Raw genomic sequence first — 14,261 nt, 5'->3', positions numbered from 1 at the left:
CTTGTATTAGTCTATAAGGCTAATCTGCTGATAAAATTGACACTGTAGCATTACGGAGATCGGATTACTTTTATCATCATTAAAATCTTAGCTTTGCGAGATCAGTGGTTGGTTTATTTTAATAGAAAGATTTTACTATGAAAATAGTGTATTGCACGGGAGCATTATATAAAATGGGCGGCGCAGAAAGAGTGTTGATCAGTAAAGCGAATTACCTGGCCGATCGTCCTGGTAATGAAGTGTGGATCATCACTGCCGATCAACGTAATCAGCCATTCTGTTTTCCCTTAAATCCTAAAATTCATTTTATAGATGCAGCGATTCATCAACTGCTGCCTAAAAGGATTATCCCGGTATGGACAAAAAAACGGGTCCTTCCTAAAATTGTCCTACACTATCAGGCAATAATAGACCAGGTCAAGCCTGATATTATTATAGTAAACGAACTGGGATATGATGATGAAGTGATCCCGAAATTGCAGACCTCTGCGAAAATAATAAGGGAGTTTCATTCGTCTCATAAAGCAGTAGAGATGATGATCTCGGAAAAGGCAGACTGGAAAGTCCGCTTACAAACGCGTGCTGTGAATAACAACAGTTATCGGCAGTTCAATAATTTCGATTGTATCGTTTTATTGACGGAGCAGGATCGTAAGCAAGCTAATTATCGCACCCAGGTAGCTGTCATTCCCAATACTCTATTACAGCCAAATGAAGTGAAGAGTCAACTGCACTCCAAAAAAGCGATAACAGTAGGCCGGCTGGACAGGTTGAAAAATCATATAGATCAATTGAAAGTTTGGAAAGAGGTCATTAAGACATATCCCGACTGGACCCTGCACATTTATGGAGAAGGGCCGGAGCGTCCGGTATTAGAGCAGTACATTGATGATAATGGACTCACAAAACATGTATTTCTTGAAGGGGTCAGTACTGACATTGCTTCAGTATATAGTAATGCTTCATTAATGTTGTTTTCCTCCCTGGCAGAAGGATTTGGAATGGTACTGATTGAAGCAATGTCTGCGGGAGTACCCTGCATCAGTTATAACACCCCATGCGGACCGTCTGAAATTATTGATAATGGAAAGGATGGCTGGCTTGTACCTCCTGGTGATATCAGTCAGATGACAGAATACGTTATACAATTGATAGCGTCAGAAGAAAAAAGAGCTCAAATGGGTAGGGCGGCAGTGGAGAAAAGTAAGCAATACCTCCCTGAACAAATCATGCCAAAATGGGAAGCGCTGTTTGAACAATTGACACAGAGTGATCTATGAAGAAAATATCCGTTATCATACCCGTTTACAACGCGGCCAAATATCTGAAGATTTGTCTGGACAGTATATTACAGCAAACCTATGACAATTTAGAAGTACTGCTGGTTAATGATGGATCTACGGATGATTCTTTGGCCATAGCCTTTTCCTGTGCAGAGCAGGAGGAGCGGATTGTAGTGATTGACCAGGAAAATCAAGGAGCTTCGGCTGCCAGAAATCAGGGACTGCTTCATGCAACCGGAGATTATATCGGATTTGTTGATGCCGATGACTGGTTAGAACCTGATTATTTTCAGGGGCTCTCTGCTGGATTTGTAGATGATGCTGATCTGATTTGTTGCGGTTATTTCGACCATTCAATACACGGTACGCATGTCCCTGTCAATGATTTTCTGCACACGGGTACTTTGCAGGATCGTTCTGTACTCACCCAAACCCTTTTAAAAGGCACGGCTGGTGTACCCTGGGCCAAATTGTTTAGGCTGTCGATTATCAGGGAACATAATATCAGGTTTCATTCAGATATTAAAATGTCAGAAGACCTTATATTTAACCTTGAATATGCACAATACGTTAGGAAAGCAGCTAATATCCCTAAATATTTATACCATTATAACCGGCTAAATGAACAAAGCTTATCAGCTAAAATAGAAGAATCCTATATAGATTCGTATGTGATGGTTAATGGAAAGCTGGATGCATTGCTGCGTAAAACCGATATGGGTGAAGAGGAAAGAATGCAATACCTGAAACAACGGATGGAAGCTTTTCTCTTACGAATGTGCAGTGATATTACAAAAGATGAAAAGCTATCATTACGGCGAAAGAAACAACGTATCAGCAATTTAATAACACATCAGGCATTTCAAAATCTAAAACCGCAAAATGCCACCTGGCTCTTCTTAAAACAGCTGTTGCAATCAAAAATGCAGCAATTAAAGGCCAAAGCAAAAAATATATGGAAATAACGGTAAAGCAATCAAACCAGCTGAAGGCAGTAGCGATACTCTTTATGCTGTTTTTGCATCTTTTTAATACATTGAATTTTCAAGGCCTATTTACTCCATTGGTATTTATTGGAGAAAAGCCTTTAGTGTACTATTTATCCTTATTTGGAGATACTTGTGTACCAGTCTTCTGTTTTGTATCCGGGTATGGATTGTATTATAAATACACAAAAAAGCCTGAGACCTATCTGAGGGATAATATGACCAGGCTGAAAAAGATATATCTCAATTACTGGGTTATCCTGTTATTATTTGTAGTAGGACTAGGTCTTGCATTGGGGCGTACTGAATTTGTTGGCCCCTGGACGAGGGTGTTATTCAATGCCAGTGGTATCATCAATTCATATAACGGAGCCTGGTGGTTTCTGCTTATATATATATTGCTTGTGCTTACCTCTCCTCTTTCGTTTCGTTGGGTAAGCAGGAGTAACCCTTATTTGATTTTAGGAGTTTCTGCTGTTCTGTATATAATTGCATTCTACTTCAGAGTCTATAGGCCCAGTACTTCGCAGCATGAAATAGTACGATGGGTACATAATGAAGCGTCTTTGTTTGGGACCAGTTTTCTTCCTTTTATTACAGGAGCAGTCTCATTATCTATGAAGTGGCAAACTAATCTGACCGTAAGACTGCAGCATATAAAGTATAAAAGCCTGCTGTGCACTATAGGTATAATAGGTCTGGTTATTTTGCATGCTTTGGTGCCCAATTTTATTATTGCGCCCTTCCTTGCAATACCATTTATATTCCTGTTTCTTCAGGTACAATGGCCAGCCTGGGTCAATTCACTACTGGATTTTATGTCACCTCATGCAACCAATATGTGGCTTGTGCATATGTTCTTTTATATCACATATTTTCACGATTTTATTTTTGGTTTTAGGTATATCCCCCTGATCTTTTTAGTCTTAGTAGCCTGCAGTATTGCGAGTTCATTTATAATAAATCTCCTGATTACACTTATAGGCAAATTGTTCGAAAATAGAGGAATAACTAAAGTAGCTTAGGCCACACTAATGTAAAGCCGTATTGTTACTTTTGCAGGGCTAAATGACATCAATGAAGAAAATATTATATATTACTAATGGTATCAATGGCTCTGGCGGACTGGAGCGTGTGCTATCCATTAAAACAACTGCATTGTCAGAGCAATTTGGCTATGAGGTACACATCCTGGTATTAAATGAAGCCTGGAGAAATCCGTTTTATGCTTTTGCACCAGGTATAAAAATGCATACTATTTCAGTTGGTGGTAATCCTTTGCAATATATAAAGCAGTATCGTAGTGGTATTAAAGCCATTGTACAGGAAGTGCAGCCTGATGTTATATCTGTTTGTGATGATGGTCTTAAGGGCTTTTTTGTGCCACAGATACTCCGTCATTCTGGGATTCCGGTAATATACGAGCGACATGCATCGGTGCTGATTGATCAGCAGCAAGGACTTAAAGCTAAGGTGATGCAAGGATTGATGAAGCGTTTGGCAGGAGGCTTTGATGCTTTTGTCGTATTGACTCAGAATAATCTTAATGAATGGCATGCAAATAATAATCTTAAAGTCATTCCCAATCCCCTTACCTTCTATCCGGAACAGGTTTCGGATACCCTGGCTCCTAAACTGATTGCCGTAGGGTCACATTCATATAATAAAGGCTATGACCTGTTGCTGCAGGTATGGAAAGGGCTACAAGATATTTTTCCCGAATGGGAGTTGCATATTTATGGCCGCATAGATAATGCGCAGACTTATCCTGTTATGGTGAAGGCGCTTGGTGTCGCCAATACCGTACATTTTCACGAGCCTGATCCTGAGATTATGCTGCGATATCAGGAATCATCAATCATGGTATTACCTTCCAGATCCGAAGGTTTCGGTATGGTACTTATAGAAGCAATGGCCTGCGGGTTGCCTTGTGTCAGCTTCGACTGTCCTTCCGGGCCCCGGGATATTATTGCTCATGGAGAGGACGGTTTTCTGGTGCCGCCAGGAAATGTCAGAGAAATGACTGAGCGATTAAAGGAACTAATGGCAGACGGAAAACTACGTAAGGAGATGGGACAGCTGGCCCGTAAGCAGGTACAGCGTTTTCTGCCGGAACAGGTAATTGGTCAATGGGATCGCCTATTTAAACAATTAATCAAATGAGAGTAGTATTCTCGACAGATCAGGTATACCTGCATGGAGGTATCGAAAGAGTTATGGCCTTAAAGGCTAATTATATCGCTGCACTGCCGGGGATGGAAGTACATATTGTCACGACCGAACAACAGGGGCATCAGCCCTGCTTTGAGCTCGATAGTCGTATACATTTGCATGACCTCTCTATAAATTATGACCGGAGCAGAAGCTATGTCTCTTTTTCTAATATTAAAAAGGCATTTGGACATTACCGTAAGTTAAAGCATACATTTAAAATATTACAACCAGATGTCGTAATTGTCTGTAATTACGCTTTTGATTTCTTTTTCATGCCTTTTTTATATTCCAGGGCAGCAAAAGTCAAAGAATTTCATTCTTCAAGATACTTTGAGCAGCAAGCTCGTCAGCATACACAGTCATTTTTTAAAAAAATATTATATAAGCTTACAGATTATATTGAATGGAAGTATGATGCGATTATTGCATTGAATAAAGATGAAAAGCAGTATTACAATGCGAATAATGTTGTCGTTATCCCCAATCCGATAGCTATCCCGGATCAATTACCAGAGGTACATAAAAAAACATGGGCCATTGCTGCCGGGCGTATTGCACCGGTCAAAGGTTTTCAATACCTTATTGAAGCCTGGGCCAAAGTGCATCAGGTACTGCCTGATTGGGAATTGCATATTTACGGAGACAGCTATCTTGATACACAACAAAAATTAGCGTCTCAGGTACAGCAGGCTGGCCTAGATGATGTTGTGCTTTTTAAGGGTGTGGCATCTGACATGACTTCGATATTTCCAGAATATAGTATGTATGTAATGAGCTCAGAGACAGAGTGTTTTCCGATGGTACTTTTAGAATCACTCGCTGTAGGGCTTCCCATAGTTAGTTTTGACAGTCCTAATGGTCCGCGGAATATTATTGTTGATAAGGAGGACGGACTGCTGGCTATGTATAAAAATATAGATGACTTGGCCGAAAAAATAATATTTTTGGCACAAAATCCTCAAATCGGAGCCCAAATGGGGCAAAAAGCAAGGGAAAATGTACAGCGTTTCGAACTGGGGCGGGTTATGGACCTCTGGCTGAACTTATTTGATAGGATTATAAAAAAATAGATTCATTATTGGTATGCTATTATTCATTCCTCCACAGCTATATACACAGATATACTATCACATATTACTGCTGGTATTGCTGGGGCTCGTCATACAGTTAATATCTACCGATATTCAAAATATGAAATCGATCGGCGCGGTGAGCCTGATCGGATACCTTCTTTTTGTAGGGGTAACCCTGTATCTGGGTCTTCGACCCAATCCAAGGGCATACGGTGACTCCTATTTCTATGGACACTCCTTTGAGATGCAGCGACTAGGATTGGTACAGTATAGGAGCAGTGACTGGGCTTTCAGTGCATTTTTGAAGTTCTCCACCAATACCATGACATTGGAGCAGTTCTTCCTGGCCATCGACATTATATATGTGGTACCCTGCTTTATATTCAGTAAGAAATACTTCAAAGCCTACTGGTTTTATGCTTTTTTTATGTTTGTAGGCTCCTTTTCCTTCTTCAGTTATGGGACGAATGGCCTGCGTAATGGTATGGCCACAGCACTCTTTATATTTGCGCTATGCTTTTATGAACGAAAGTGGCTGATGTTTATCATTATGTACGTGGCCATAGGTATACATGCATCAATATTAATTCCACTGGTTGGATTTGTTGTAGCATTGTTCTATAGTAATACGAAATACATCCTTATCGCCTGGCTTTGCTTTATCCCGCTTTCTTTGGTCAGCGGAGGCGTATGGGAATCTCTTTTCAGTGGTTTTATTGATGATGGCCGTTCTGCATACCTCGGACAGGGTAATATTGATACGCAAACCGTCAGAGGGTTTCGCTGGGACTTTATCCTTTATTCAGCAATGGGTATATTCGCCGGATACTACTTTATTATCAAAGAGAAATTTACGGAGAAATTCTATGTACACCTGTACAATACCTTCGTTATCGCCAATGGATTCTGGATCCTTGTAATCCGCGCAAACTATAGTAACCGTATCGCCTACCTTTCCTGGTTCCTGATGGCTCCTGTTATTATCTACCCGATGGTGAAAATGAAGTTCTGGAAAAACCAAAATGTTGTATTGGCTTCCGTTATCTCCATATATTATTTATTTACCTACTTCATGCTTGTTATTAAAGGATAATGGAAAAAACACTTACGATATTTACACCGGCCTTTAACAGAGCACATACGCTGCCCCGGTTATATGAGAGTTTATTGCGACAGACCAGTACTGATTTTGAATGGCTTATTGTAAATGACGGCTCCTCAGATGATACAGAGGTACTTGTACAAAAATGGATTTCAGAGGCATTGATCCCTATCCGTTATGTACATCAGCAAAACCAGGGCATGCATGGAGCACATAATACTGCTTATAAAAATATTGCAACGGAACTGAATGTATGCATAGATTCGGACGATTATATGCCGGACAATGCGGTAGAGATAATTGTGCACTTCTGGAAGCAGCATGGCAATGAAAAATATGCCGGCCTTATCGGATTGGATCAAATAATGGGAGGAGGACTTATTGGTGCAGCCTTCCCTGAAGATTTAAAAGAAACAACCCTTCTTGGTTATTATGAGGGCGGTGGCAGCGGAGATAAAAAACTGGTGTACCGTACTGAAATCATAAACCGTTATCCCGAGTATCCGATTTTTAGCGGGGAAAAGTATGTAGGACTTGCGTATAAGTATTACCTGGTAGATCAGGATATGCCGTTGCTGGTATGTAATGAAGTACTGTGTATTGTCGAATATCAGCAGGACGGATCAAGCTTCAGCATGTTCCGCCAATACTGGAACAACCCTAAAGGATTTGCCTTTTACCGCAAAGAGCGGATGAAAGTGGTCTCATCTGCCAAAAGAAGATTTATAGAGAATATACACTATGTATCCAGTGCTCTGATGGCCGGAGAAAAACAATTTATCACACAGTCTCCTTTCCCAGCCTATACTATTTTAGCCCTACCGTTCGGTTGGTTGCTGAAGCAGTATATTGGCTATAAAGTGCGTAAAGGTGCAAAAATGAATTTTAATAAAACCGGATCCTGATGAAAGTACTGCAGATTATTAATAGTCTGGGTACCGGTGGGGCTGAAAAGCTTTTGCTGGATACCATTCCTCGTTATGTTGCACAGGGAATTGAAATGGATATATTATTGCTGGATAGTAAAAAGACCCCTTTTTTCCAGCAGCTGGAAGCCCTCAAATGCTGTAATATATATCATGCGGCCAAGGATAACAGTGTGTATAGCCCGAGACATATCAGAGCCATTATCCCGTTTCTGAAAAAATATGACCTTGCCCATGTGCACCTTTTTCCTGCTCAATACTGGGCTGTGCTGGCAAAGAAACTATCCGGAGCAAATATTAAACTGATCTTCACCGAACATAATACGACGAACAGGAGACTGGAACACCCACTCCTGCGCAGGATAGATAAATTATTATACCAGTATTATGATCGTACAGTATGCATTACCTCCGGTATACGTGATGTGCTGGTCAAGCATACAGGATTACCACAGGCCCGTTTCCCGGTTATTGAAAATGGAGTAGACCTGGCTCAGATTAAAGAGGCTATGCCTATGTCTAAATCAGCTATTCAGGTACAATTAAAGGATGAAGATAAACTGCTCATACAAGTTGCCGGTTTTCGCGAACAGAAAGATCAGGCGACCTTGATACGTGCATTAACACATTTACCTCAGCATGTAAAATTACTATTGGTTGGAGATGGCATAACCCGTCCGACCTGCGAAACCCTGGTGGATACACTGGGACTCAGAGACCGGGTTTTATTTCTGGGTCAACGTACCGATGTAGCCCGCCTCCTGAAATCTGCCGATATGGTTGTACTCTCTTCTCATTACGAGGGACTCTCTTTGTCCAGTATAGAAGGTATGGCTTCCGGTAAGCCATTTGTGGCCAGTAATGTGCCCGGGCTTAAGGAAGTTGTCGGAGGGGCTGGTTTGCTGTTTGATCAGGGCGATGATGCAGGCCTGGCTGAAGTGTTATCAAAATTAATAGAAAACAAAGAATGGTATAACCAGGTAGCCGCACAATGCGTGCAGCGTGCAGAACAATACGATATTCAGAAAATGGTAAACCAACATATAGAACTGTATGAATATATCTGCTCCTAAGCCCAAAATTATTCGTACTGCGACGATCGCACTTTCCTTGGATTACCTGCTCAAGGGCCAGCTTGCCTTTTTGAATCAAAATGCAGCAGTAATTGCCGTTTCCGGTCAGGATCATCATCTCGATACTGTTAGGGAACGGGAGGGCGTACGCACTGTAGATATATCCATGCAGCGATCGATCAGTCCGCTGAAAGACCTGGTTTCTCTGATAAGATTATATAAATTATTTCGCAAAGAAAGACCCGATATAGTACATTCCATCACTCCAAAGGCGGGCCTGCTCAGTATGCTGGCCGCTAAGATGGCAGGGGTGCCGCTGCGTATACATACATTTACAGGGCTTATATTCCCTTCAAAAACAGGGATATTTCAAAAACTGCTGATTCAGATGGATCGACTGCTGTGCCGTGCCGCCACACACATCATACCGGAAGGACAGGGAGTGTTACAAGACCTAAGAACCTATAATATTACACGTAAACCAATGAACGTGCTGGCCAATGGAAATGTAAATGGGCTGGATACCGGCTTTTTTGATCCGGTAAAGATCACGGAGCCGGAGAGGAATGATTTAAGAAATGCTTTAGGCATACAACCCGGAGATTTTGTATTCATCTTTGTCGGTAGGCTGGTACGGGACAAAGGCATTAATGAACTGGTGGCCGCTTTTGAAGAGGTGTCCAATGCCGGAAAAAATATAAAATTACTGCTTGTTGGCCCTTACGAGGAAGCATTAGATCCCTTGCTGCCCGAGACCAGGCAGAAAATCGAACAGAACAGCAATATCATTACAGTAGGCTTTCAGAAGGATGTGCGTCCGTATATGGCTATAAGCCATGTCTTGGCTTTCCCTAGTTACCGGGAAGGATTCCCTAATGTCGTTTTACAGGCTGGGGCCATGGAGCTCCCCTCTGTAGTAACCAATATAAATGGTTGTAACGAAATTATCGAAGAGGGAGTAAATGGTTTATTGATACCGGTTGGCTCAGCTGCAGCCTTAGCCTCCGGAATGCTGCAATTATATAAAAACGAAGAGCAGTACAACAAGATTCGGCAGGAAACCAGGAAGCTGGTCGTTTCCCGTTACCGGAATGAAGAAGTCTGGCATGCGATACAGACATTCTACCAAAAACTGTTATCATAATGTAATCATATAGCCATAAGCAGGGTAGAATAGCGTCGAATATGTAAAAAAGATTACATTTGCAAAAAAGGAGATTATAGTATTATGTATATAACTGTGGGAAAAAGATTCATAGACCTTACGGTTGCATTGTTCGGTTTTGTGTTACTTTCCCCTGTCTTTGTACTGGCTGTTATACTCTTGTTTTTTGCCAATCAGGGTAAACCATTCTTTTTTCAGAAGCGGCCGGGTAAGAAAGGCGAAATCTTCAGCATTATCAAGTTCAAAACAATGAATGATAAGAAGGATGCGCAAGGGAACTTGTTGAGTGATGCTGAACGGATGACTGCAGTTGGCAGCTTTGTAAGAAAAACATCTATAGACGAAATTCCCCAGTTACTCAATGTTATTAAAGGCGATATGAGTCTGATCGGCCCCAGGCCCTTATTAGTAGAGTATCTGCCTTTATACAGTAAAGAGCAGGCGCGGAGGCATAATGTTCGTCCCGGTATTACCGGTTGGGCACAGGTCAATGGCCGAAATGCTATATCCTGGTCTCAGAAGTTTGCCTATGATGTTTGGTATGTAGACCATGTATCTCTTGGTCTTGACCTTAAAATAGCCCTGAAAACTATTCAGAAAGTATTTAAATCCGAAGGCATCAGTGCTACAGGATCGGTTACCATTGAGAAATTTAAAGGAGAGACTGAATAAATGGGACAGGCGTATATTCTATATGGAGCCAGCGGACATGGCAGTGTTATCCTGGATATTTTAGAGCAGGAAGGAAAGGATATCCTTTTTTTTATAGATGATAATCCGAATTTGATTATTTTTGATCAATTGAGGGTACGACCTTCGGTAGAAGCATTAGCAGATATCTCGATCGAATCCGTGTCGCCAAACTATATTATTTCTATAGGGAGTAATGTAATCCGGAAAAAAATAGCTGAAGAGACGCTTGCGAAATATACATTTGGTATGGGAGTGCATCCCAGAGCAATTATTTCTCCTAAAGCCAAGATCGGTGAAGGGACTGTTGTGGTTGCCGGTGCTGTAATCAATGCCAAGTCAAATATCGGTAAGCATGTGATCATCAACACGCATGCTTCCGTAGATCATGATTGTATCATTCATGATTACGTACATATAGCACCAAATGCGACATTGTGTGGTAATGTGACAGTGGGCGAAGGGGCGCATATCGGAGCCGGTGCAACGATAAAGCAGGGTATCTATATCGGAGCCTGGGCCATAGTAGGAGCCGGAGCGGTAGTCATTAAAGATGTTCCGGAAGGGGCCACCGTTATGGGCAATCCTGCAAAACAAAAAACTATTTAAAAACTATTAGAAAAAAATACTATCATCTACATGAGTGAGTATAGAACCATGAGAGAATATATTGAGGAATTTCCTCAGCATATTACGGGGGGATTGCAGGTCGGAGCAGATTATACGTTCAAGCATAAACCTACTGCTGTGAAAAATATACTACTGGCCGGCTTGGGTGGTAGTGGTATCGGTGCGGAGATTGTTACCAATTATATAGATAAAAAAATAAGTGTACCTGTGCTGACTTGCAAGGATTATTTCCTGCCCGGTTTTGTAGACCAGGATACGTTGGTGATTGCCTGTTCTTATTCGGGTAATACAGAGGAAACCTTATATATCTTTGAAGAGGCCAGTAAGCGTAATGCTCAGCTGGTTTGTATCACTTCCGGTGGTAAACTTGGTATTGCTGCTGCACAGAAAGACGTAGACCTGCTGCAAATACCAGGTGCTATGCCTCCCAGAGCATGCGTCGGCTACTCTTTTGTACAGATCTTATTTGTACTGAAGCATTATGGCATTATCGGAGATGAGTTTGTAAATGAACTGCATGCTGCTGTTGCTTTACTGGAGCAAACACACGAAGCAATCAAAGCGGAAGCAAGAGATATTGTTGCTCGTATCGATAACAGAATGCCTGTCATTTATGTGGACCAGCATATTGCTAGTGTAGCGACACGCTGGCGCCAGCAGTTTAACGAAAATAGTAAAATCCTTGGCTGGGAAAGAGTAATTCCAGAGATGAATCATAATGAATTGGTAGGATGGAGAGATCAGAATGAGCAACTGGCTGTTTTGTTTCTCCATAGCGGTGATGAGTATGAGCGTATCATAAAAAGATTTCAGATCAATAAAAGCATCATCGAACAGCATACTTCTGTTGTAATAGATGTTTATGCAAAAGGAAATACCTATTTTGAAAAAGTGCTCTATCTGATCCTCTTAGGTGACTGGAGCAGCTGGTACCTGTCTGAACATAGACATGTAGATGCTGTGGAAGTTAAGGTGATTGACTATCTTAAAAAATCGCTTTGCGAATAATATAGAAAATATAAAATACAAGAGCGGGCGTGTTTGTACACGCCCGCTCTTGTATTTTATGCCTGGCTTAATGACCTGATGCCAGTTTGTATATCGTAGCCGCCACCAGCTCAGATGCCATATGATCAGCCTGGAGCATTTGCTTCAAGGTTTTATAAGCCGCTTTCATCTCCGAAATAGCGTCATTATTATATAAAATAGATTCCAGTGCCTGCTGTAAATTGGGCACGGTATAGTCGTCCTGGATCAGTTCGCGTACTGCAGGGCGATCGAGAATCAGGTTCACCAGTGAAATGTATTTCACTTTTACCAGTCTCTTCGCCAGGTTATAGGTTATCGGATTGATCTTATACACTACTACCTGCGGCACTTCCAGCAATGCCGTCTCCAGCGTTGCCGTGCCGCTGGTTACAATTGCAGCATCTGCTATTTTCAGGATATCATATGTTTTATGCTGTACTAAACGTACAGAAGGATTGTTGCCGATAAATTCCTGGTATAATGCAGCATCCTGTGCCGGAGCCTGTGCAATAATGCACTCATATTCCGGGTAGCGCTGTGCACATTCCAACATGACAGGTAATAGCTTCCTGATTTCCTGGGTACGGCTTCCCGGAAGTAATGCGATTATTTTTTTGTCTTTTTTATCCAGAGAGGAAGGTTTGTTTTCTTCCGCATTGATCACCTCCATTAAAGGATGTCCTACATAGCGGACACGGTATCCATACTTATCATAATAAGCCTTTTCAAAAGGGAGGATAACCATCATCTCATCTACATATTTATTGATGTGGTGCACCCGCTTTTCTTTCCATGCCCAGACTGTAGGGGAGATATAATAAGCCGTTTTGTAACCCTGTAATTTTGCCCATTGAGCAATGCGCATATTGAATCCCGGGTAATCTATGAATACGACCACGTCTGGATTAAAGTCTGCAATATCTTTCTTGCACAATTTGATATTACCCAGTATCGTTCCTAAGTGTTTTACCACTTCAACAAAGCCCATAAAGGCCAGGTCCCTGTAATGTTTTACTACATGACCACCTGCAGCCTGCATCATGTCGCCGCCCCAGCAGCGGATATCCGCTTCATGGTCTGTTTGTTTCAGTGCCCTGATCATATTACTGCCATGCAGATCGCCACTTGCCTCACCGGCAATGATGTAGTATTTCATAATCCGTAAAAGATTTGTGCAAAAGTACTATAGATGTTTCAGATATACTGCTTACCGGTAAAAGTCCAGTACAGATTGCGGTGCCCATACCCCGGTACTTCTTGCTTTATCATCATTAAAAGTAAGATCGGCAGTCATCTTATCAAGGGTAGACCGGTTAAACGGGAATCCGGGCATAAAAGTGCCTAAGGTTGCCGCCAGTCGTGCCAGTATATATGGAATACTTAATGGAGGCTTTTTGCCCGCTTTTGCAGCCATAGCCTGGCTTAGTGCCGCAAAAGTAGGGTGCTGTCCGTCAGTAAGGTGATAGATGCCACCAATGGCAGATAAGGGTTTAATCGCATTAGCAACATCACTTGCCAGCACCATGCTTTTATGAGCCCTGCCTCCGGCGATATTATAATACCGTCCTTTCTTTATTGCTTCCTGCATTTTACCAAGATTGCCGGGAGCATTATTTCCCGCAAGAAGCGGCAGACGCAGGATCGTGCAGCGTACATAATGCTTCATGCACCATTGTTGTACCATAGTCTCGGCCATTACCTTGCTCTTACCGTAAGCACTGGTGGCTTGTAATGGAGTGTCTTCAGAAATATTTATACCCTGTTCAAGGCCGTATACCGCAACAGTACTGATCAGTACAAATGCTTTCGGTAGTGTACTTAACTGTTCCAGTGCTTGTAATAAATGCTTCGTTCCCTCTGCGTTTACCTTGTAAAATTCCTGTTCTTCGGTTTCCGTTTTGGGAATGCTATGCGCTTTCCCCGCAGCATGTATGATAGTCGAGATCTGTTCATCCGGTAGTAAGAAAGGCTTACTGATATCAATAGCCATACGGGCATCAGTACGGGATAAAGTACATAGCTCCGCAGCAGGTATTGCCTGGCAGATATGCTTTCCTAAAAAACCGTTTGCTCCGGTAACCAGTATCATA

The 14,261-nt window shown here is 41.9% G+C and carries 14 protein-coding genes; 12 read left to right on the top strand and 2 right to left on the bottom strand.

Going from position 1 to position 14,261, the window contains the following annotated elements:
- Positions 1 to 137: 137 nt before the first annotated feature.
- From FTD44_RS04175 to FTD44_RS04120, 12 genes are all read left to right on the top strand, one after another.
- Positions 138 to 1,280, top strand: coding sequence for a glycosyltransferase family 4 protein (locus tag FTD44_RS04175; RefSeq protein ID WP_222165294.1), 1,143 nt, complete (start codon positions 138 to 140; stop codon positions 1,278 to 1,280).
- Positions 1,277 to 2,248, top strand: a complete 972-nt coding sequence (locus tag FTD44_RS04170; protein ID WP_222165293.1) for a glycosyltransferase family 2 protein — start codon at positions 1,277 to 1,279, stop codon at positions 2,246 to 2,248. The genes FTD44_RS04175 and FTD44_RS04170 overlap by 4 nt, the downstream gene beginning before the upstream one ends.
- Positions 2,239 to 3,294 carry an acyltransferase family protein gene (locus FTD44_RS04165; protein ID WP_222165292.1) on the top strand — a complete coding sequence of 352 codons (1,056 nt, stop codon included), beginning with the start codon at positions 2,239 to 2,241 and terminating at the stop codon, positions 3,292 to 3,294. Before FTD44_RS04170 ends, FTD44_RS04165 begins: the two co-directional genes overlap by 10 nt.
- A gap of 52 nt (positions 3,295 to 3,346) precedes the next feature.
- A complete protein-coding gene (locus tag FTD44_RS04160) occupies positions 3,347 to 4,432 on the top strand; it encodes a glycosyltransferase family 4 protein (RefSeq protein ID WP_222165291.1) in 1,086 nt (361 codons plus the stop codon).
- Entirely contained in the window at positions 4,429 to 5,553 is a 1,125-nt protein-coding gene (locus FTD44_RS04155; RefSeq protein WP_222165290.1) for a glycosyltransferase family 4 protein, read from the top strand. Before FTD44_RS04160 ends, FTD44_RS04155 begins: the two co-directional genes overlap by 4 nt.
- 121 nt (positions 5,554 to 5,674) lie before the next feature.
- Positions 5,675 to 6,649 carry an EpsG family protein gene (locus FTD44_RS04150; RefSeq protein ID WP_222165289.1) on the top strand — a complete coding sequence of 325 codons (975 nt, stop codon included), beginning with the start codon at positions 5,675 to 5,677 and terminating at the stop codon, positions 6,647 to 6,649.
- Entirely contained in the window at positions 6,649 to 7,563 is a 915-nt protein-coding gene (locus tag FTD44_RS04145) for a glycosyltransferase family A protein (RefSeq protein ID WP_222165288.1), read from the top strand. Before FTD44_RS04150 ends, FTD44_RS04145 begins: the two co-directional genes overlap by 1 nt.
- Positions 7,563 to 8,657: a glycosyltransferase gene (locus FTD44_RS04140; RefSeq protein ID WP_222165287.1), complete on the top strand. Its 1,095-nt coding sequence runs from the start codon at positions 7,563 to 7,565 to the stop codon at positions 8,655 to 8,657. Before FTD44_RS04145 ends, FTD44_RS04140 begins: the two co-directional genes overlap by 1 nt.
- Positions 8,638 to 9,801 (top strand): glycosyltransferase family 4 protein, encoded by a 1,164-nt coding sequence (locus FTD44_RS04135; RefSeq protein WP_222165286.1) that lies wholly within the window; start codon positions 8,638 to 8,640, stop codon positions 9,799 to 9,801. The genes FTD44_RS04140 and FTD44_RS04135 overlap by 20 nt, the downstream gene beginning before the upstream one ends.
- Before the next feature lie 96 nt (positions 9,802 to 9,897).
- On the top strand, positions 9,898 to 10,494 hold the full coding sequence (locus FTD44_RS04130; protein WP_317196824.1) for a sugar transferase: 597 nt from the start codon (positions 9,898 to 9,900) through the stop codon (positions 10,492 to 10,494).
- Positions 10,495 to 11,121 carry an acetyltransferase gene (locus FTD44_RS04125; RefSeq protein WP_222165284.1) on the top strand — a complete coding sequence of 209 codons (627 nt, stop codon included), beginning with the start codon at positions 10,495 to 10,497 and terminating at the stop codon, positions 11,119 to 11,121. It begins immediately after the preceding gene.
- A 21-nt stretch (positions 11,122 to 11,142) separates the two neighbouring features.
- Positions 11,143 to 12,150, top strand: coding sequence for a bifunctional phosphoglucose/phosphomannose isomerase (locus FTD44_RS04120; protein ID WP_317196828.1), 1,008 nt, complete (start codon positions 11,143 to 11,145; stop codon positions 12,148 to 12,150).
- Between the two features lie 67 nt (positions 12,151 to 12,217).
- Here the strand turns inward: FTD44_RS04120 and lpxB are convergent, their stop codons facing one another.
- Together lpxB and FTD44_RS04110 are read right to left on the bottom strand one after the other, a co-directional pair.
- Positions 12,218 to 13,327, bottom strand: a complete 1,110-nt coding sequence (gene lpxB, locus FTD44_RS04115) for a lipid-A-disaccharide synthase (RefSeq protein ID WP_222165282.1) — start codon at positions 13,325 to 13,327, stop codon at positions 12,218 to 12,220.
- Positions 13,328 to 13,378: 51 nt separating this feature from the next.
- Positions 13,379 to 14,260, bottom strand: a complete 882-nt coding sequence (locus FTD44_RS04110) for an NAD-dependent epimerase/dehydratase family protein (RefSeq protein ID WP_222165281.1) — start codon at positions 14,258 to 14,260, stop codon at positions 13,379 to 13,381.
- Position 14,261 lies beyond the last annotated feature (1 nt).

The sequence above is a fragment of the Edaphocola aurantiacus genome, assembly GCF_019797745.1.
Lineage (GTDB): Bacteria > Bacteroidota > Bacteroidia > Chitinophagales > Chitinophagaceae > Edaphocola > Edaphocola aurantiacus.
Note: the sequence above shows the minus strand (reverse complement) of the source record. Positions and strands in the feature narration are given on the sequence as shown.